Consider the following 20,320-nt stretch of genomic DNA (forward strand, 5'->3'; position numbering starts at 1 on the left):
AGTGAGAATACGGCGTTACTTGCTCGCAAGTGAGGGTTCCGTAACGCTCTCGCGAATATGTTCTGTACACCTTAGTGGATCCTGACACTCAAAACCACGTGACACCAATGATCCCTCATTCAAATGTACGAGAGTCTAAATAAGGAGGCAATTGAAGATATTCTTGACGCTCCTGAACCAACGCTCAACAGGAACGATACCCCCATCATCTATTTCGATCAAAAGATCTGGGGGCAGCTTCATGCCGGCCGCCACGATCCCGACTCCCGCCATACCGAGGCTTACCAGACCGTCCAGCAAGCCGTCGACAATGATGACGGTATCTGTCCGTATTCAATAGCCCGCTTCTTCGAAACCGACGCACACCCCGACGAGACGTTCAAGCGAGAACTCTACGAGTTGATGATTGACCTCTCCAACAACTTCTGCATGCGGAACTACTTTGATGCCATCGGTGCCGAGATCATGGCCTACCTTTTCAGGCATATCGACCTGCTGCCCGAGATTGACCCTGCCGATCAGGTATTCGACCGCGGTCTCATCGCCCCTCACGGTACCCCTCGAATCATGGACGATGGCGAACCAATCGATGATGAGTGGAAGGTTCACAAGATTTTCCGATCAGAAGAACTTACCCGGCAGATAATTCAATCCGATGACTTCGCTGCCAACCTTCCCGACCTCCGGGATGAAGAGGAACGTACTGACTACGTTGAGACACTCGAACCCATACGGCAGGAATACGAGGACATCGCCGATACTGACGAGGAACGCCGCGAACAACTGATCATCGAAAGCTTCCGGAATGACGTACTCCCCCGGCTCATCCACACCGCTGAACAGCTTCCCATCGACGTCAACATATTCTCCATTATCGCTCGCGACACCGCCTTCAATGGGTTCGATGACTTCTTCATGCAATTTCCTACCTACTACGCCCACCTTGACCTCATTCTCGGCCGCGACTTCCACCGGCGCCGCGACATCGAGGCCAACGACCTCAACGACGTAATGGCCCTCGCCGTTGCCATCCCCTACACCGACGCTGTCATTACCGAGAATTTCTTTGCCGGCGTCGCCCATAAACAGGGACTCCCCAACCGGTTTGACACCATCATCCGTACCGACCTTCAAGACCTACCTGATCTCCTCGACGACATATAAAATCTCGATTATATTAGCGAATAATAGATTCTTTCGAGGATCTATGTAGACCGTACTCTATTGGTTGACAATATAGATGGACCATGCCTCAAGCGTGCTATTGCTCGTCGATACGCGGTGACAACAGAGTACAGACCGATAGTTACTACGAACAGCCAAAGCGGGTCTGTGAACCGGTCAATAAGGAACGCCGCAGGCGGTCACTGTGAATCGAAGCGACGAAAACGCCAATAGTAGCGAGAAACGTGACTACAGGGATTCGTGGTTGAACATACCGAAGCGGTCGAACAGAACAAAGAATCCCCAAAACGAGCCGAGGCCAAAAAGGTACATGAGAAGGAAGCTAGTGTTAATCGAGTTCCCCTCCGGTGAGAGAATCCACGCAGTGATCAGTCCACTAACCAGTATCAATAGCGGTGCCACGAACAGTACGAATGATCGCTGATAACCCTCCATAATGTATCTGAATTAGTCTGTATTTCGACTACTACTATCAAGAAATTTTCGTCGACGACTAACGGATCCACTTTTCTGGCGGGGTAGCATCTCGTGCTTGCGGTTGCACTATTGTCCCGACCGACGAGGAACCCCCGTCTCGGAACGGAGCGAAGCGGAGTGAGAATACGGCGTTTCTTGCTCGCGAGCGAGGGTTCTGGTTATCATGAGTGTTGATATGATGGACATATTGACCCGGACACCGAGGGCTGTAGTTCAGAATAGCTCAGTGTATAAAAGCAAGAAAGCCAACATCTATTATGATGTGGTTTGTAACATCAATAGATGACCGGGGATGAGGCCACACTCATACTCAGCGAATCAATCGACTTCCCCGAGACCCGGCGTATCGCACGGATGAAGGTGTGGTCTGTCCCTGAGTCAGACGCCTATCCAGATGGCATCAAATACCGGTTGCACTACGGGACGGTTGAGGGAGAGACCATCCTCCGATACGACAATTCACACGGCGATACGAAAGGCCACGAACGCCACACGGCCGATGGGGTAGATCCCTCCTACGAATACCCAGGCGACTACAAAACCGTCTTAGACCGGTTCCAAACAGAGGTCGAAAATCATGAACGCAACGACTAACCACGACAGTACCTCCATGCACCGAACGCTAACCGTTCGTGTTGCCTCGCCGAGCGACACCTTCGAGAAGGTCGCCGAGAAATTCGAGGCACTTGACCGAGGCGAAGATATTGATCCGCTGTACGAGATCACGTTTCAACGAGAGGAGGATTTACAGCGACTTCTCTCGGCGAATAACATCCAGTTACTTCGATCAATCGCCCGTGAATCGCCCGAAAGCATTCGGGCGCTTGCCCGTGTGGTAGGGCGAGATATTCGACAGGTTCACGACAACCTCCAGGAACTGGAAACCTACGGCCTCGTCGAGCTCAAGGACGGGGGGCGTTCACGGCAGCCCTCGGTCTGGTATGATAATATTGAGATTGAGGTACCTATCGCTCCGTAATTCGCATACTGTTCTATCTATGACTGAGGTGGTGGCTAAGCGAGGCGGTCTATCTTATCCTGCCAGAGCGCCGGCAGGCGCGACGGCTGGATTGCAGCCGGGGAAGTTGAAGTATGCTGCCAGTTAGAGACCACCGGCGTGCAGTCACCTCCTGTCTTTGCAGTAGGAACAAGCGTCCCGAGTGGCGCGAGAATCTCCGTCTCGAAGCCGACCAACGAGAAGCGAGAATACGGCGTTACTTGGAGCGCCGCGTGGGTTCTGTAACGCACGCTAGTGGCTATCACAAACTCTGTCATGCCTTGGTATATCTTCGTTCCCAGGCTGATTGGATATATACAAATTTTTGATATGTTCGATAATATTAAGTTGTATCTGTCCCAATAAGCTAGAGAGACTATGGCATCAATTGAATTCAATCCACAGAGCCAAGAGGATATTGCTGGAGGTGTCCTTCTGGCACTTGTGTCGATAGGGCTTTTAATGGGTCATTGGCAGTATGGTGTTAATTGGCAAAATCCAGCTATCATGGCCTGGCTCGCGACAATCACTGTTGTTTGTGTTGCACTTGGAATCTATGCATTTGGATATATTACTGGAGATATCTACAAAAATAAATCGACTTATACCTCAATTTCACATATTCTTGGAACGATTGCGATAACGACAATTCTGATTTTTGTACTGGCTATCTTCTTCGTCTAAAGTAAGGGCCCTTATCGCATGTGCCTATTTAACTACTATCGGATCGATCTTGCTTGCGTAGCTTGCTTTTGTGGACTGGTGATTCCGGTATGTCCCCACGCGTAGGTGGCTGGGTATGCCACCACACTATATACGCTTGATCTGATCGGGAAGCAAAACCTTACTAGGTGTGCGCGACTGCGACGATGTTGTCAGTACCTTTCGGTACAGCGTCGCGTAGGTCTGCGCTGAATATTCGTTCTATGTCCGCCAGAATGCTGATTGTTCGGGAGTGTCTCGAAGCCTCGCCGTTCGAGGACATGCTACTCAACTACGACGCTCGCGAGGGAGGCGAACTCGCACACTACGTTGCCGATGAACACGGCGGCGAGCAGTTCAAGCAGCTGGCCGCGGAGCTTGAACGGACAGACGCACTCGCACAGAAAGACGAGCGGATCGCCGAGCTCGAGACACAACTCCGAGAGACGTCGACGCCGTCCACGGTCGAAGCGCGGGCCGACGGTGGCGAGGATCGCTCTCTCGAGGAGCAGGCTGCCGCTGTCGTCCGCGAGATCGGAGCCAACGACTGAAAGCCACGTCTACATAAAACAAACTACGAAAATGCACGCACTTGCCGCATGGCAATAGGGTGGCCGACAGTTGGTGAATAAACTAGTTGCTTTAGCGCGCCCAACATCTTTTGTCGTTTGTAGGGTAGTAGTAAAAACTGATTGGATGGAGTACTACTGCTTAGAGTGCGCCTGGACAGCAGCTACAGATGAACCACTGAAGAACGACTCAGGGCAGGCAGCTGTTGACCACCACGTTATGACGGGCCATTCGATTGTCTCTGAGAGCTATTCGGATACAAGCAAGAGCGACTATCGAGTACAGCAGGTTTTGAAGTAAGTCTCAGACAGTCATATCTGGTCAGCGGTCATCCCATATTTGCGGTATGACTACTGTCCCGAGCGAGCGAGGAACCCCCGTCTCGGAACGGAGCGAAGCGGAGTGAGAATACGGCGTTACTTGCTCGCGAGTGAGGGTTCCAGTAGTCCGCTGTGGCACGTATCAGAGGTTAGTTCACATCTGTTGAGCGTAACTGGAGGACTGTGGGATACAGAGACCTCACGTATCGCTCAATACAGCGGAAAGATTATATGGTATAGTATTATTCTCTGAAAACAGAGACTGAAGGATGACCGTTTCCACCCTCTTCTAAGTCGTCGCGTCCCGCTTTGGGGCCGCGAGAATCGTCTTTGTAACGAATAGAGCGATGTATCTGATTCTATCGCTCACAGCGCCAAGCATTAGCAAAACATGAGTAAACTACCGACACGAGCAGACATCGATAACCAGTACAAGTGGAACCTCTCAGTTATCTTCGAATCCGGCGAAGATTGGGGGAGCGAATGGACCGCAGTTCACAACCGGTTGAAAGACCTCCGCGAGTACGAGGGCCACATCGCACGAGACGATGAAACGTTATTGCGCGCTCTCCAGTTGTTCGAGGAAATACTCCGCCGCACGCAACGGCTTCGGCTGTACGCCCAATTGAAGCGTAACGAGGACACCGAGAACAGCGCCCATCAGGAACGCCTCCACAAGTCAAATCGGTTAGACCGGGATGTAACAAAAGTCACCGACATGGTGCGACGTGAGATTCAGGCTGCTGGCCGCGAGACGATAATGCAGGCGGTTGACGAGGCTGAGAAGTTGGGTGTCTACAAGCATTTCCTCGATGACGTTCTTCGGATGGGAAACCATGCACGATCCTCAGAGGTTGAAGACCTGCTGGCAGATTTCACCGAGGTCATCGAATCGCCGATACGTGTCTACTCCTCGGTCACGAACAACGATATCAAGCCACAGCCTGTGGAGACGTCCAATGGAAAACAGATCGAGGTGACGGGGGTCAATCTCGGTAAACAGCTCCGCTACCGGGACCGCGCGTTCCGTCGCCGTGCCTACCAGTCGGTGTACGAAGAACACGCCGCCGTAGAGCACACTATTGCGACAGCATACGCGGATAAAGTGAACGCACAGGTGGCCCTCGCAGACGCTCGAAACTACAACTCAGTGCGGGAAATGGCGTTCAATAAACCAAGCTATCCTGAAACCGGGCTGCACATTCACCTCCCTGTCGAGGTTCACGACGCCCTGATAGCCGCAATCCGCGACTCACTCGACCCACTGCATCAATACTACGAGCGGCGAAAAGCAATCCTGGAACTCGACGAACTCAAAGCCTGGGACTTGGGTGTTCCACTTGCCGACGCGAACGAGCCGTCTGTGTCATATGAGGATGCGCGAGACCACATCCTCACTGCCGTCGAACCACTGGGGGAGTCGTACAAAAATCGGCTCGAAGAGTTCTTTGCGTCCCAACGTATCGATGTCTATGAGACAAAAAACAAGCAGAATATCCTTGCGTACGGACCGTGGGCTTATGATACCGGATCGTACCTCCTGTTAAACTATCAGGACGACGTACGTTCGATGTCAATCCTTGCCCACGAACTTGGTCACGCGATACACGCTGAGTACCTACGAGAGGCCCAGTCGCCTGTGTATGCGACAGGGGCACGCCCTATCGAGGAAGTTCCGAGTTACATCCACGAACTCTTGCTCATACATCACCTGCTCGATGTGGACGACTATGCTCTCCGCCAGTATGCACGTGACCGCTTGCTCGATGTGGTACAGGGTATATACGGCTCGACGCTACACTCACTGTTCACGCATAAGACGTATCGGACCGTCGAAGATGGAAAGGACCTAACGCTCGACCGCATCGAGGAGATCTATACCGATCTCCTGTCCGAATTCCGTGATCCAATGGAGATCGATACGTGGGCGAAACGAGGGTGGCTCGTCGGTAGTCACGGACGACTCCCTTATCATTTCTATCAGTACGCCCTTGGGACAGCTGGCGCACTACGCACCGTCGAACAGCTTCTCGACGGTACCGTCACACCGCACGAGTACCACGACTTCCTGCGAGCAGGTGGAACGATACGCTCTGTCGAGGCATTTGAAACACTCGGTCTCGACATCCGGTCACGAGAACCGTTCGAACGGGCATGCTCAGCAGTTGAGGAACACGTAGAGGAACTGGGCACGGTTAAATAGCACCAGAATCTAGTTTTCTGACTTCTTTGTTTGATTCGATATGAGATTATGCTACTACTATCGTATTTATTATAAATATTGGAAGTGATAATAATTCTCTGTATGTAGTGGGTTGGTGCTATCTTCATTTCTCGGCTAGAATGGATGGAAAGACTTGCTACTGAGGACTGCAAACAGAACATATAAGGAATATTTATCTTCATCACAGGAGTGTAGATACGTCAATGGGATCTTCTTCGTATAGTTCAGAGTAGCCAGTTGATCCGTTACTGTATCTATAACTGTACGCTGTTTCTTCCCCAGTTACAGAAAGAATCCGATACTGATCATCAGTAATTTCAATTGCGCAACCGTCTTCGAGTGCTATTCCGGACATACATTCTGATCGTAGTTGATCTTGAAATGCAGATCGTCGTTCTGATGTTGCATGCGGAGTACATGCGAGGTTCTCGATCCAGTTTAGACACTCGACCAAAGTGAACTCCGTCCCGTCTATCGAATCGGATAGACCACTGGCAAACCAACACATTGCTCCTGCGCTCAGTCCCGCCATGATTGTCCCTTCCTGATAAGCTTCGTAGAGCAGTTGATCAACATCATATTCTCTCCAGCAACTGATCAACAGCGGAAGGCTTCCCCCGCCTACGTACACAACGTCAGCCCAGTCGATATCACTGTAGATTTGCTCTTTTTCGACTTTCTTATCATGAAGCACCAAATGTCGAGTCTGGCACCCAAGTACGTCTCCATAATAATTATCAAATAGATCACGATATCCGACTGCATCACCACTCGCAGTTGGGACAAAGAGTGCTCGAGGAACCTTAGAGTCAGTTGTATCACAAATATACTGGTCGATTGGCTTTGTTTCCTCTCTCGCGATCTCCCCACCACCGATAGCCACAATCGTAGTCATAGTGCTGTAAAATCAACTACCGTTCAAATAATTATTTGTTGTGTGAGGGCTTCACCCGTATGTGACGCTGAGTGACTCAACCATTTGTCTATGGAGAACCCCTTCTACGGCGGCCATCCCGTACTCGCGGTTGTACCACTGTCCCGAGCGAGCGAGGAATCCCCGTCTCGGAACGACCAACGGGAGTGAGAATACGGCGCTACTTGCTCGCGAGTGAGAGTTCCGGTAGTTAACTGTGGCATATACCAGAGAATAGTTCACACCCGTTGATCGTACTTGGAAGACCGATATACACAGATAATGAATTGAACAGTTACGGGAGAGTAGCGAGGAAGAAGGGTTTCACCCCGTCATCGGTGGTTGGGTCCAGGACGTCCCATACGTCTCGTATCTCGAACCCACAGCCCTGCAGGTCTTTCCGAGTTGCTTCGGGACCTGCCATTGACCAGCGCATCTTGACCCCACTGTCAAGCCAATCGGGGTTTGATCCGGTCCACTCAACACCGCCCTCGGTGACCAGTAACGTCCCGCCGGGCCGGAGTACGCGTGCGAACTCTGCGAGGGCGCGTCGGTGGTCGTCCACCGGAACGTGGATCAGCGAATAGATTGCGCTAACGGCATCGAATGAATCGCTGGCGAAAGGGAGTGAGGTCATGTCGCCTTGTACGAGTCTTGCGGTAACCCTTTCGCTGGCCAGCGATAACTGCTCGCGGGAAATATCGAGGCCGACGCCGTTCTCCCCAGCCATTAGTAATGTCGACCTGCCCGGTCCACAACCGGCGTCCAGCAGTTCGTCTTCGGGCCCGAGTTCTTTCTGAAAGCGCTTCACGGGCTTGGGTAATTCCGACGAGGACTCAGAAGTCACTACGTCTATGTAGTGTTTAGCCATTTCATCATAGGCTTCCTTTACGTCTCGACGTTCATCCATACACAAGTCGAGACATGACGGTCACTTCAGTGCCCCCCTGATCGTTCTATGCGCTCGGTCTATGTATCAGTATGATCGCTGAAGGTTAACGTGAAACCAAGTCAGTCGGATCATTCTCTGGTACCCTCCCTTGTGCAACAATCGCCTTTGGGAGAAGGAGAATATGTTGCACAAGGGAGATCGAATCAAAAACATCAGATACAAAGATACGATTGGTATGCCCTCGCTCTCAAGCCGGCCAGGTATGCCCACACCTTGTTGGGATCAGATGACCACAAAATACTAGAAATAGGACTATTATAGTGTATCCATGCAGTACACTAGTCGAAATCGCGCGACGAGAAGCAGACAGCTACTATTCTATAGTACTATACTAACTTGCAATCACTCTACCACCCCGCACAACCCAGAATCAAAGCCGGCCTGCATACCCCACGCAGAAAGACGAGGGACCCTCCAATGAGCGACAACCAGCAGTCCGATACATCACGTAATAAACCCGTCACGATGTACTATACGGCCGACGAAAAAGCCGCCATCAAACGCGAAGCCAATGACGCCGGGAAAACTGTCTCGACCTACTGTCGCGATCTCGTTGAACGCCAGCGAACGGCCGACGACCTCGAGCAACTCGATGCCGAGGCCCGCCTCGAACGAGTCATGGCCGAAGGGACCGACCGCGTCGAAGAGATTGCCGAGGATGTCCGCGAACAGAACGGCCTCGTGATCCACCTCCTTCGAGAGATCGAAGACCAACTCGACGGCGTCGACCTCGAGGAAACCGACAACGGAACAGACACCGATGACGATAACGGCTCAGGCTCAGGGAAGGCCAAGAGCGTCGACGAGCTGCTATGAGTTCACAGTCTCCTGTCTCCGCCTCGGAGTTCTATTTCAACGTCTCGAACTTGGACGGCGACGAGGCGCAGGGAAAGATGAACTACATTTCTCGCGATTCGGAACAGGAACAGGCGAAAGGACGCGAACAGGTGCCGGTCCACAACAGGGCTGGCCGCCCCATGTCCGAGAGAGAACGCGAGCAATTCATCGAGCACGCGGAGAGTCACGACTACTGCCAATGCTGGCAAGTGAGCCCACCGAACGGGAACGACCTCTCTCGCGACGAACTGCGGAAAGAGACCCGCCGCGTGGTCGACGACTACACTCGGGACAAGTCGACCTCCCGAGTTGCTTACGCCGTCCATACGGACCAGGACGGTCCGAACCACACCCACGTCTTAGTCACCGGCAACGAGCGAGAGCTTCGGATGGACCGCGAGGACATCGAACAGACGCGAACGAACGCACATGAACGTATGACCGAAAACGAACGATACCGCCAGCGACGGCGAGAACACGGGCAGGAGAATGACCGTAGGCGTGATCTCGGAGGCAGGAGGGGACGATAAAGATGATCGAGACCCTTCTGCCAGTGGCCGCTGTAGGAACAGCCGGGTTGGCCTACAGCGTGAAACGGAAAGTGTTCCCACCCATGCCGGAGCCCGACGAGGATCACTTCGTCCTCCCGATCAAACTCAAATCCGGTGACGCCGAGGACATCAGTAACCGCTTCGTCCGAGGTATCCGAATTCCTCGCCGATCGTTGCTTACACTCGGGGCGAGCGGGGCCGGTAAATCCGAGACGCTGAAACACTTCGTCGATCAGCTCCAGAACGATCCGAATGAGCCGGTCGTCGTCTACGATCACAAAACCGACTATCAAGACTTCCTCGGTGACCACGGAACGCCTATGATTCGGCTCTCATCCGAGGGTTCGGCCGACGAGAATGGGGACGCAATCGCGTGGAACATCTTCGCGGAGATTGAGGACGAGGAGGACGCCGATGAACTCGCTCGTGCGCTGTTCCCCGAGCAGAGTGGGGACTTCTGGAACGCAGCCGGACGGCAGTTGTTCGCGGCGATTCTGAAGTACCTCAGACGCGAGCTCGAGGATCCTGACAACGCCGATCTCGTGGACTACTTCGCACGGGCGACTCCCGAAAAGATGCACGAGCACCTCACTCGGGACGGCCACGAGGACCTCACGGCCGCCGCAAGCGCGATCAATCCCGAAACGGAACGGCAGGCCGGCTCCGTGTTCGCGACGGCCCAACAGCAAATCACGGACCTCTTTGTGGGTGACTTCGCCGAATCGGGCGACTTCTCGATTCGCGAGTATATGGACGATCCTGACGGGCGGGTCTTGGTACTCGATTACCCGACCCGACAGTCCGGTACGATCGCGCCCGTGTTCCGCTACCTGATCGACCAGGCGATCATGCACGGCATGGACGACCCGGATCGGTCGGCGTACTACCTGCTCGACGAGATTGAGCACTTGGACGCGACGATCAAGCGTCTCGGCGAGTTGATCAACGTCGGCCGAGGCGTCAACTGTCAGGCGATCCTCTCGCTTCAGTCGGTCGCCCAGCTCGAGGATACGTATGGGAAGGAACGCGCTCACGCGCTGCTGTCGGGCATGGTCACGGTGATTGGGCTTCGAGTGGCCGACGAGGAGAGCGTCAACTTTCTCCGCGAGACTGTCGGAACGTCCTTCGAACAGTATACTCGGAATTCAGGCGACAGTCGTATGCCCAACGAGAGCGAGGAGAAAGAGGAGTATCAGTTCGCGAAAGGTGATCTCCGGAACTTCGACCCTGGCGAGGCCGTGATTTGCCGACAGGGCATGGGGTGGGTTCACGCACAGATACAGCTGCTCGAGGGGTAGCAGACTGACGGGGTTACAAGCCGGATCTTTTGAAACTGTAAAATCCTGTTTGTCGATCTAGGCTTGACGTACTCAGTTTTTGTTAGCGTAGTCACCGAGACGACCGGCGTCGTCGCTTCCTCCACTTACGCCTGCCAGTCGCCGACGTACTCGCCGGTCGAGTCAGTTGGGGCGGTATACTGACGGTTCGATCCGGATTCCCACGTCACCTCGCCGCTCTCGTCGATTTTAACGAACTTGAACGCCACCGTCGTCCCCGCGGGGACGTTCACGTCGTAGTACCACGCTGGGTACTCATAGACGACCTCGTTAAAGAACGGTCCGACCGCACGGTCGGTGTCCCACTCGCCCAATTCGTGGACATCACCCATGATGTAGACGTTTTCGCCAGGTTCAGTCTCGGCCTCGTCGACGATGAACCTCACGGAGACTTGGTCACCGCTGAGCACCTCGTAGCCTCCGAACACGTTACTCTCGGTTCCGTTGTCGTCGACGATATGAACATCGTAGTAGCCACCCGACACCGAGGGCACGTCAACTTCTATCTGCGTATCAGACCACGAGACGACTGTGGCATCCGTCGATCCGAACTGCACCGATCCAGCGGTGTCGCCAAATCCCTCGCCGCTTATCGTTACGGTGTGGCCGGGTTGACCCATCGTCGGACCGACGTGGCCGAGCGTTGGTTCCGTCGTCGTCCCACTATACTCCCAGACGCAGACAGTCTGCGGCCCAAGTGAGAACTCGTCTATCGAGCCATCAGCGTTGACGACGGTGTCGAAGCCGCTGAGTAACCCACCGAGGGCGTCCGAGTAGGTGCCCTGCGGAAGCGCTGTGTACACGCCCGACACATCGTACCGGTTGAGACTACGGTTGATAGCGACCAGCACGACGTTGTCGCCGAACTCGCGCTCGTAGACGAATACGTCGCTGTTCATCCAGCGCTGCTCGGTATCACCGAATGCCAACGCCGCATTCGATTTTCGCAGCGGAGCAAGTGCCTGGATCACTTCGTATGCCGTCGTCGTGGTGTTGAACGACGGCATCGGCTTACGATTGTCGGGGTCATTACCGCCGGTAAGATACTGCTCAGTGCCGTAGTAGACCGTGGGAGTACCACGAGAGGTCAGAAGCACCGCCAGCGCCATATCGGTGTTTCGGGTGTCGCCGCCGGAGGTGGTGAACCGTTCCATATCGTGGTTGTCGATGAAGGGCACTTGGTCGACGACTTGATCGTGTTCGCTCGCCGTCTCCTGTAACATATCCCAAAAGTCGTTCCAGTCGTCATCGAACTCGCGAAGCACCTGCCGAATCTCCTGACCAAAACGGAAGTCAAGGAGGCTCATTCCGCTGTCGTTCGAGAACTCGTAGTAGCGCTGGTTTGACTCGTCCGCCCCGAGGAACCACTCGCCGAACGTGAACACGGGCTGATGGTCGTAGATAGTGTCCATCAGCGTCTTCTGCCACTTCGGAGCCATATGAGCTACGGCGTCGACACGAAGGCCGTCGATACCGGTGTCGAGCCACTGTCTAATGGCGTCCTTCAGGTACTGGTCGATGTACGCCTCCTGCTGGTCGAAGTCAGCCAGGTTGTACAGGTTCCGGTATATTTGGTCTTCGTAACTGGAGTAGTCGGTGCCGCCGTTGTGGTGGAAGTAGTCTTCAGGGTCGTTACTGTAGGATGCGACGACCTCGTCGTCATCGTAGAGAACACCGTCCTCCAATTCACCGCCGTCGGTCGACGGCGAGGTGTGGTTCGGTACAAAGTCGATGACGATCTTGATACCGTTCTCGTGGGCGGTGTCAACGAGGGTCTGAAACGTCTCCATGTCGCCGAAGTAAGGGTTCGGATCTTGGAAGTCTCGCGCCCAGTAGCCGTGGTACGAAGTACCGCTGTCGGAGTCGACTTCAGTGATGTTCTCGAATGGGGGTGAAATCCAGATGGCCGAGATGCCCATATTTGTCAAGTAGCCGTCCTCGATTCTATCGATGACGCCCTGCCAGTCACCACCGCAGTACTTTCGTAAATTCGAGCAGTCCTCGCTGTAAAGATCGCCGCTCGGATTGTTCGATTCATCGCCGTTTTCGAAGCGGTCCGTGATGATCTGGTAGATGACATCATCGGTGAAATCAACGGCTGCTCTCGGTGATTCCGTCGTAGCCGTTTGCGTCGCATACGTGAGCTCCGCGTTCGCGCCGGTTCCCGTGACGCCGATGGTTCCGAGGCCGATCCCTTTCAGTAGATTTCTGCGATTGAGTTTCATCTGAACTCTGTTGAAAAATTACTACATACTTTGTTGTAAGTATTATCTATGATAGACTATAATATTAAATTACTTACTAAGGTAAATAGCGGAACAAAACGCCTCTGTCAGCGTTTATTGCTGATTTGAGCAACGGAGAAAATCGAAGGTGATGAGGGCACACCCGCTTACCCTTCCATGCCGCTGAACGACAGGCCACCTTCAATATAGCGCTGAGCGAACAGGTAGACGAGCATGATGGGAGCGGCGAACGTCAGCGCGAACGCCGAGAACCGCGCCCATGGGATGGAGTACTCGCTGATAAGCGAAAACAGTCCTACAGGTAGGGTGTAGTTGTCCGTCGACAACAGAGTCTGTGCGACAACGAACTCCGTCCACCCCGTTAGGAAGACGAAGATAAAGACGGTCGCCAACCCCGCCGCCGACAGCGGGATGATGACCTCGGTGACGACGCGCCACGGCGGTGCGCCGTCAACGACAGCTGCCTCCTCGTAAGAGACGGGGATACCGTCCATGTATGTCTTCAACAGCCATGTGTTAAACGGCACTGCCGTCGCCGCATAGTAGACGGCGAGCGCGAGCTTACTATCGTTGAGTCCGACCTGAACGTACACTGCATAGAGGCCGATAAGCAATGCGATACCGAGTCCACCGCCGACCTGCGTCAATAAGACGTAGACGAATAGGATTTTTCGTCGGAAGATAAATTCGCGACGTGATAGCGCGTACGACGCCGGAATAATGAGACACATCGCAATGATGACTGTCGGAATCGAAACGGTGAGGCTGTTCCAGAAAAATTGTTTGAATTCAGAAGGATTCTCGACCCCGTAATCAGAGACATCGAGGAAGACGATCTCGGGCGTGTTTATCACGATCGCGAGATCACTCAAGGGAACATTGAGACTAATGGCGTAGCCGGGAATCGCGAGATCACCGATGACCCAGAGAAACGGCTGCAACGACGGATTCTCCGGCAACAACGTCAATCCATTCGACGAGTAGATCGAACCGCCCGAACCGGACAGTGCCGCCATTAGAATCCAGTAGATAGGGAACATTAGCCCAGCGACAAGTATGAGTGCGCCAAGCGTCGACCCGACAACTTTTAACGGCACCATCGGAGAGGTCTCCCCTCGACGGACGCTTTCGATGGTGTACTTCGCATCATGGGCCGTTTCCACCGGAGTTATTGCGACGTTCCTGACGTCCTCCTTTAGCTTGCGGATGATACCATTTAAAAGGCTCACGAGTCATCCACCCCGTCGGCGAGTCGACCACGCTTGACGTTCAACCACATGAATGCCCCGATAAAGACAACGGCAATGATAGAGATGGCTGCCCCTTCACCGTATTCGGAAAAGGAGAACGCCTCACGATAGCCGTAGACGATGATCAGTTCGTTCTGTCGTGCTGGTCCGCCTTCGTTGAAGACATAGGGGAGAAGAAACTGTTGGAACGACGCTGCTGCGGTCAGGATCGACGCGAACAGTACTGGTCGCTTTATCGAGGGAAGCGTCACATGGAAGAACCGGGAGAAGTAACTCGCGCCGTCGACCATCGCTGCCTCGTGCAGTTCATCCGGTACGTCTTGTAATGCACTGACGGTGATGATGACCATAAACGGATAAGCAAGCCACGCTTCCGTGATATTGTATGCGACGAATGCCATCCAGCGTTCACTCAGCCACGCGACAGAGTCGAACCCGAGTGAACTGAGCACCTGATTGGCGAGACCGAACTCCGCGGAACTGAAAATGCCACGCCACACTGTAATGGTGAAGATAGCCGGTAGGCCCATCGGGAGAATAATAAGAGAACGCATGACGCGTTTCCCCCTTACTCGATCGCCGGTAACGACGAGCGCGATACTGATACTCAATATGAGTTTCAGTGTGACACTGGTTGCGACGAATAGCCACGTGATTCCAAAGGAGTTCCAGAACGTTGGATCGGTAAGTACTGCAGCGTAGTTGTCTACACCAATGAACATCGCCTCGCCAAACGTTAATACTGCCCGCGCACCCTCTCCTGCAAAGAGATTCGCCGGTTCGGCGTTCGTAAACGAGATTCCAACGAGATACAACACAGGAAACAGCATGAACGCCGAGAAGACGAACAGTCCGGGAAGGACGAACAGCAGCGATACGTCCCGCTTATCGAGGAATGGGACCTCTTCAACACGATTAGCGACGCGTGATACGGTACTCATCTGGTTATTCCCAGTTGCTGCGGATCTCGTTCGCCGCCTGTTCTAATGCCGGTTGGGGCTCAGTACTGTCATTGAACATCTCGGTGAGAGCATTCCTCACGGGATCCCACACCTGATTCATCTTCGGATCGGACGGCATTGGGATACCTCGTTCAACGACCTCTGCGAAGGTCTGTACTGTATCGGGGAGGTCGTTGTCTTCGACCAGACTCTTGAGCACCGGAATGCTACCGCGCTCCTCTGCGTTCCGTAGCATGAGTTCCTCGTTCGTAACGTACCATTCGACGAAATCCTGTGCAGCCACCGTATCGTCGTTGTCCTCTTCCATTCCGGTTGCGAAATACCACATCGTGATACCTGTGTACGGAGTCGGTTCGCCCCCTTCCACTGCGGGAAGAGTTGTGACCTCATAATTGACTCCTTTTTCGTTGAGCGTCTCGAGATACCAGGGACCGTTAATAGCGAAAGCAGCGTTGCCCTCGGCAAACACCGACGCTTGTGGTTCGTATTCGGGGTCGTTCGGGGTGTAGGGAACGAAATTCTCAACGGCGAACTCCGCACCGCGGACGACCTCCGGACTGGCCACACCAAGTTCCTCATCAGCCTCGGGGTCGAAAATATAGCCGTCGAACGCCTGTAGCCACGGGCTGAGGAAGTATGGATCCGCAAAGGGGTAACTTAGGCCGTACTGGTTGCTCGAGGGATCGTGAAACTCGTCCATCATCGACGTCATGTCTGCTACGCTTTCTGGAGCTTCGTCGATCATATCGGTGTTGTAGATGAGCGTGACGGTCTCGGAATCGTAGGGAAGACCGTAGATATCACCGTCGAACTGAACGGCCTCGGCTGCGGCCTCGATGAATTCATCGATATCGACGTTCAGTTGATCGGTCCGGTCGACAAGAAAACCACGTTCGGAATAATCTCCAACCCAATCGTTGGCCCACTCGAAGACGTGTGGACCTTGTCCGGCGGGAATGGCGCTCGTCGTCCTCTGGGCCATATCGGAGATATTAGAGGCATTGACGCTGTGGTTCGTCTCTTCTTCGAACTGCTGTATCGCTTCTTGGCGTCCGTTTCGTTCCGATTCGGCTAACGAGTACCACACTGTTGCTGTACCGGACGGCCCATTACCGGAACCCCCTCCGTTGTTGTCGGAATCCGTTTCGCTCTGTTCTTCGACACCGATGCACCCGGCCACTGCGCCGGTTGTTGCGATAACACCAGCTTTTTTAAGTATAGTCCTGCGGTCCATTGTCATGGATGTATTTGTGATGAATAAGTAGTTCATCCTTAAATCTTTGGATACCACATGATCGTTAACACAATCAGAATAGAGGATAGAGAGGTAGATACGAAGCACACAGCTTTTTTGTCATACTCTATATGAAACTACGGCAGCTTGAGATCTAGAAGCTGCTATGAAATTATACGTAACAAATTCTAGTTCGAGAGCAAGTATTATATGCATGGAATTCCATTCGCGAGAATAATGGGAACTGTAACACTCAATAATCTTAGAAAAGAGTTCGATAACGGTCAAATCGTCGCCGTCGACGATGTCTCTCTCGACGTTGCGGACGGCGAGTTTATCACCGTCGTCGGTCCCTCGGGATGCGGGAAGTCAACGACGCTACGGATGCTCGCAGGCTTAGAACAACCGACCTCGGGCCGCATTATGATCGACGACGAGGACGTGACCAATGTCCACGCTCGGAAGCGCGACGTAGCGATGGTGTTCCAGAACTACGCGCTCTACCCCCACAAGACCGTCCGCCAGAATATGGCGTTTGGCCTCCGGATGAGCACGGACCTTTCGAAGGACAATCGGCACGAACGCGTCCGCGAGACGGCCGAGATGATGGGCATCGAGGAACTGCTCGACGACCGTCCGAACGAGCTCTCTGGCGGGCAGAAACAGCGCGTCGCGCTCGGTCGCGCTATCGTCCGCGAACCCGACGTATTCCTCTTCGACGAACCACTGTCAAATCTCGATGCGAAGCTCCGGACGACGATGCGCACCGAGATTCAGCGTCTCCAGAACGACCTCGGTACCACGTCCATTTACGTCACCCATGACCAGGAGGAGGCAATGACGATGGGCGACCGAATCGTCATTCTGAAAGACGGCGAACGCCAGCAGGTCGGCGCGCCAAAGGAAGTATACCGCAACCCCATCAACGAGTTCGTCGGGGGATTCGTCGGATCGCCGTCGATGAACTTCATCGAGGTGCTCGCCAGTATCTCCGGGGACACAATTCGTCTCGAAGACGACTCAGGACGATTTGACTACTGTCTCAACGCCGCCAACTACCCGAACATCTCCGAGGGTGACCGACTCTCATTGGGGATCCGCCCAGAGAGCGTGTACGTTGTTAACACAACTAAAGGTATCCAGACGACCGTGGAAGTCGTCGAACCCATCGGCAGCGACAATTATCTCTACATGGACCTCGCGCCCAACTTTATCGCTCGCGTCGACTCCGATGTCGAACCCGAACCAGACGACACTATCGCTATCTCGTTCGACGAAGCGGACGTCCACCTCTTCGACGGCGAAACGGGTGAGTCGCTCACCTTCGAAGAACGAAGCAAGACGGTAACGACACCGGTGTCATAAGCTGACCACGTTCCCGCTCTTGTTTCGGTTCAATTCAGGAATCAGAGCGTTTTCCGATCTCAGTCAGCGAGCGTCGGTGCTTGTGCACTTACGTCGATGCCAAGTTCGTCTGTCAGCGCGACGGTCGCCAATCGGAGTGCGTGTGGCCACCCTAGCGGTGTCGCACTGTCGGGCGTGCCATCGTCGAACACCTGTTCCGGTAGGTAACCCGTCTCCATGCAGAGCGGGCCGTCCGGGAGCACAAGCGACAGTAAGTCATCTGTTATCATCGCAAATGACTCTGCGCGCTTATCACCCTTCTGACGAAGCAAACCGGTCATGCTTGCGGCGGCGTGTGCACCCCACGCTGTTGAAACTGTCCAGACTTTCTCGTGGCCCTGTCCACGCTGTCGCCAACTGTCGCCTTCATACCGAACGAGTCCACGAACGTCGTTCTCGTCGGGATCGTACCAGAGATTGTCGACCGTCTCCTCGACATGCGAGACGAGTCGGTCGAGGCGTTTGTCATCTACATTGCCGACACGGGCGTAGAACCGGTGCGCCGCTACGAGCGCCAGTGACGCCGAGTCGTATCGCAGGTCCAACTCGCCTGTCTCGCACTCGCGGAGTGCGTAGATTCCACGGTCGTCGACCCAGAGATCGTCGACCGCCTCGTAGATCCGATCGGCCTGCTCCTTCGCGTGCATCGTCGTCTCCGCGGGAAGATCGGCATCAGCGACCGCCGCATACGCGCCGAGGAATGTCGCCGTCGTGTGGCTGAACCGTCCATTCATGTTCTCCCATGCGTTCTGGCATGCGACGGGCCGGCCGTCGGCGGCGAGCGTGTCATCCAGTCCGTCGAGGGCGGCGTCGAGTGCTGCCACGACGTCGTCGCAGAGGTCGCCGTCAAGGTCGTCCAGTACCGACGCGAGGAACGTCACGACGCTGCCGGTCTGGTCGGCCTGATAGTCGACGGCATCGCCGGCTTCGAGGCGACCGTTGGCCCACCCCGGCGCAAGCGTCCCGTCGCGGGGCCAGACGCGGTGCGGCCACGTCCCGTCCGACTGTTGAGCGGCAAGGTACGCCCGTGCGCTCCGGTCTGTCCACGCGTCGAGACCTAGGCCGGCGTAGTCGGATACCTCGTTGACGAACAGCGAAATCTCGGCGTCGTCGCGGAACCACGTGTAGCCGTAGCCGCCCGAGTGCGCGTAGTAGGGGTCGAAGTCAGGGCCGGCGATACGAAGCCCGGTTTCCGCCGATAGGAGGCGGAGCACGCGGATGTCCGCCGCCACCGCGTCGGCGTGCGGCGCATCGTCGGGTAGGTCGAGCGTCTCGGCCTCCGCTGTCTGCCGGAGCGCCGCGACGTCGCCGTACTCTGCCGCCAGTTCATCGAGTCGATCAAGCGCCGTCTCTCGGGTGGTCGTCCCCTTGTCGGTGAGCAGCGTCACGAGCGACGTCCGTCCGGATTCGAACAGGAAAAACGCGACGAGATCGCCGCTGAGGCGGTCTTCTTCGTAGCGATCCTCGGAGACCGGTCGTGGCAGGTCGACCGTGGTGTTGTCCAGCACTTCAGCGAAGCGTATCGGGACCTGACCATGGAGATCCGAGAAGTCGGTTGCACTCCCGACGAAATCATGTTCGGTCATGTGATACAGTTCGACGGCGTCCTTGTGTCGGAGCTGTCCGATTCGCGTGTCTTGGGCGTTCGGCGCGAAGCCCATATAGGCGACGAGCTCGACGTCGGCTTCGGATCCCTCACCTAGTTCGACGTGCGTCACATGTGCATCGTCGATAGTGAGGTCGTACTGCGTGAGAGCACCGAAGGGGGTCTCACGCTCGGTGACGACGAGCGCCGTCGAATCGTGGTACGTCTGTGAGACAGTGTCGTCGGCGTCGAACCAGTATATCTCGCCGTCGACGCGGAGGCCGAGACGACTCCGATCAACGCCGCTGCGTCCGGTCAGCGGGTAACCAAAGTCGCGAAGTGAACCGTCGCGTTCGATATGGACGAGTCGGCCGCCGAAGCCTGAGAAGAGACCGGTTGTTGAACGGCGTTCACCCGGGAATCGCGTGTCGTGGCCCTCGTGTCGCTTGTAGTCGTTGAGGGCGTCGCGAAGTTGCATTAAGAATGTGACACCGCGCCGGTGTAATAACTCTTGTTGAATTTGTCGTTCACATTTTCTAGTAGAAGCGGAACAATGATGTTTCCTCACTCGACT

At 54.7% G+C, this 20,320-nt stretch carries 17 protein-coding genes; 10 read left to right on the top strand and 7 right to left on the bottom strand.

The features are described 5' to 3' along the window. Nucleotides 1–123 precede the first annotated feature (123 nt). From EAO80_RS10705 to EAO80_RS10735, 6 genes are all read left to right on the top strand, one after another. Nucleotides 124–1,164: a hypothetical protein gene (locus EAO80_RS10705; protein ID WP_122089889.1), complete on the top strand. Its 1,041-nt coding sequence runs from the start codon at nucleotides 124–126 to the stop codon at nucleotides 1,162–1,164. Nucleotides 1,165–1,944: 780 nt separating this feature from the next. After that, nucleotides 1,945–2,256, top strand: a complete 312-nt coding sequence (locus EAO80_RS10715) for a toxin-antitoxin system TumE family protein (protein WP_122089891.1) — start codon at nucleotides 1,945–1,947, stop codon at nucleotides 2,254–2,256. Continuing rightward, nucleotides 2,240–2,641: an HVO_A0114 family putative DNA-binding protein gene (locus EAO80_RS10720; protein WP_245998581.1), complete on the top strand. Its 402-nt coding sequence runs from the start codon at nucleotides 2,240–2,242 to the stop codon at nucleotides 2,639–2,641. Before EAO80_RS10715 ends, EAO80_RS10720 begins: the two co-directional genes overlap by 17 nt. A gap of 396 nt (nucleotides 2,642–3,037) precedes the next feature. Beyond that, a complete protein-coding gene (locus tag EAO80_RS19725; protein ID WP_162993971.1) occupies nucleotides 3,038–3,343 on the top strand; it encodes a hypothetical protein in 306 nt (101 codons plus the stop codon). Between the two features lie 242 nt (nucleotides 3,344–3,585). Next, on the top strand, nucleotides 3,586–3,912 hold the full coding sequence (locus EAO80_RS10730; protein WP_211330685.1) for a hypothetical protein: 327 nt from the start codon (nucleotides 3,586–3,588) through the stop codon (nucleotides 3,910–3,912). A gap of 730 nt (nucleotides 3,913–4,642) precedes the next feature. Next, nucleotides 4,643–6,454, top strand: coding sequence for a M3 family oligoendopeptidase (locus EAO80_RS10735; protein ID WP_122089895.1), 1,812 nt, complete (start codon nucleotides 4,643–4,645; stop codon nucleotides 6,452–6,454). A 202-nt stretch (nucleotides 6,455–6,656) separates the two neighbouring features. Here EAO80_RS10735 and EAO80_RS10740 read toward each other — a convergent pair whose 3' ends face one another. After that, entirely contained in the window at nucleotides 6,657–7,370 is a 714-nt protein-coding gene (locus EAO80_RS10740) for a Type 1 glutamine amidotransferase-like domain-containing protein (RefSeq protein WP_122089896.1), read from the bottom strand. A gap of 313 nt (nucleotides 7,371–7,683) precedes the next feature. Next, entirely contained in the window at nucleotides 7,684–8,298 is a 615-nt protein-coding gene (locus tag EAO80_RS10745) for a class I SAM-dependent methyltransferase (RefSeq protein WP_122089897.1), read from the bottom strand. A gap of 459 nt (nucleotides 8,299–8,757) precedes the next feature. On the opposite strand from EAO80_RS10745, the gene EAO80_RS10750 reads away from it, so the two are divergent. Genes EAO80_RS10750 through EAO80_RS10760 form a run of 3 tightly spaced genes read left to right on the top strand, consistent with a single transcriptional unit; the run spans nucleotide 8,758 to nucleotide 11,026 of the window. Further along, the gene (locus EAO80_RS10750) at nucleotides 8,758–9,156 is read left to right on the top strand and encodes a plasmid mobilization protein (protein ID WP_162993972.1); all 399 of its coding nucleotides are present in this window, start codon (nucleotides 8,758–8,760) and stop codon (nucleotides 9,154–9,156) included. Next, nucleotides 9,153–9,707: a relaxase gene (locus tag EAO80_RS10755; protein ID WP_122089899.1), complete on the top strand. Its 555-nt coding sequence runs from the start codon at nucleotides 9,153–9,155 to the stop codon at nucleotides 9,705–9,707. The genes EAO80_RS10750 and EAO80_RS10755 overlap by 4 nt, the downstream gene beginning before the upstream one ends. 2 nt (nucleotides 9,708–9,709) lie before the next feature. Further along, a complete protein-coding gene (locus EAO80_RS10760; protein WP_245998582.1) occupies nucleotides 9,710–11,026 on the top strand; it encodes a type IV secretory system conjugative DNA transfer family protein in 1,317 nt (438 codons plus the stop codon). A 125-nt stretch (nucleotides 11,027–11,151) separates the two neighbouring features. Here the strand turns inward: EAO80_RS10760 and EAO80_RS10765 are convergent, their stop codons facing one another. From EAO80_RS10765 to EAO80_RS10780, 4 genes are all read right to left on the bottom strand, one after another. Beyond that, nucleotides 11,152–13,290, bottom strand: coding sequence for an alpha-amylase family glycosyl hydrolase (locus EAO80_RS10765; RefSeq protein WP_122089901.1), 2,139 nt, complete (start codon nucleotides 13,288–13,290; stop codon nucleotides 11,152–11,154). A gap of 167 nt (nucleotides 13,291–13,457) precedes the next feature. After that, entirely contained in the window at nucleotides 13,458–14,540 is a 1,083-nt protein-coding gene (locus EAO80_RS10770; protein WP_122089902.1) for a sugar ABC transporter permease, read from the bottom strand. Next, nucleotides 14,537–15,502: a carbohydrate ABC transporter permease gene (locus EAO80_RS10775; RefSeq protein WP_122089903.1), complete on the bottom strand. Its 966-nt coding sequence runs from the start codon at nucleotides 15,500–15,502 to the stop codon at nucleotides 14,537–14,539. Before EAO80_RS10775 ends, EAO80_RS10770 begins: the two co-directional genes overlap by 4 nt. Before the next feature lie 4 nt (nucleotides 15,503–15,506). Next, nucleotides 15,507–16,763, bottom strand: a complete 1,257-nt coding sequence (locus tag EAO80_RS10780; protein WP_122089952.1) for an extracellular solute-binding protein — start codon at nucleotides 16,761–16,763, stop codon at nucleotides 15,507–15,509. 231 nt (nucleotides 16,764–16,994) lie between these two features. Between EAO80_RS10780 and EAO80_RS10785 the strand changes: the two genes are divergently transcribed. Beyond that, complete coding sequence (locus EAO80_RS10785) at nucleotides 16,995–18,122, top strand: ABC transporter ATP-binding protein (protein WP_122089904.1); 1,128 nt, start codon at nucleotides 16,995–16,997, stop codon at nucleotides 18,120–18,122. 59 nt (nucleotides 18,123–18,181) lie between these two features. Here the strand turns inward: EAO80_RS10785 and EAO80_RS10790 are convergent, their stop codons facing one another. Continuing rightward, on the bottom strand, nucleotides 18,182–20,224 hold the full coding sequence (locus EAO80_RS10790; protein ID WP_122089905.1) for a glycoside hydrolase family 15 protein: 2,043 nt from the start codon (nucleotides 20,222–20,224) through the stop codon (nucleotides 18,182–18,184). Nucleotides 20,225–20,320 lie beyond the last annotated feature (96 nt).

The sequence above is a fragment of the Halalkalicoccus subterraneus genome (genome assembly GCF_003697815.1).
Lineage (GTDB): Archaea > Halobacteriota > Halobacteria > Halobacteriales > Halalkalicoccaceae > Halalkalicoccus > Halalkalicoccus subterraneus.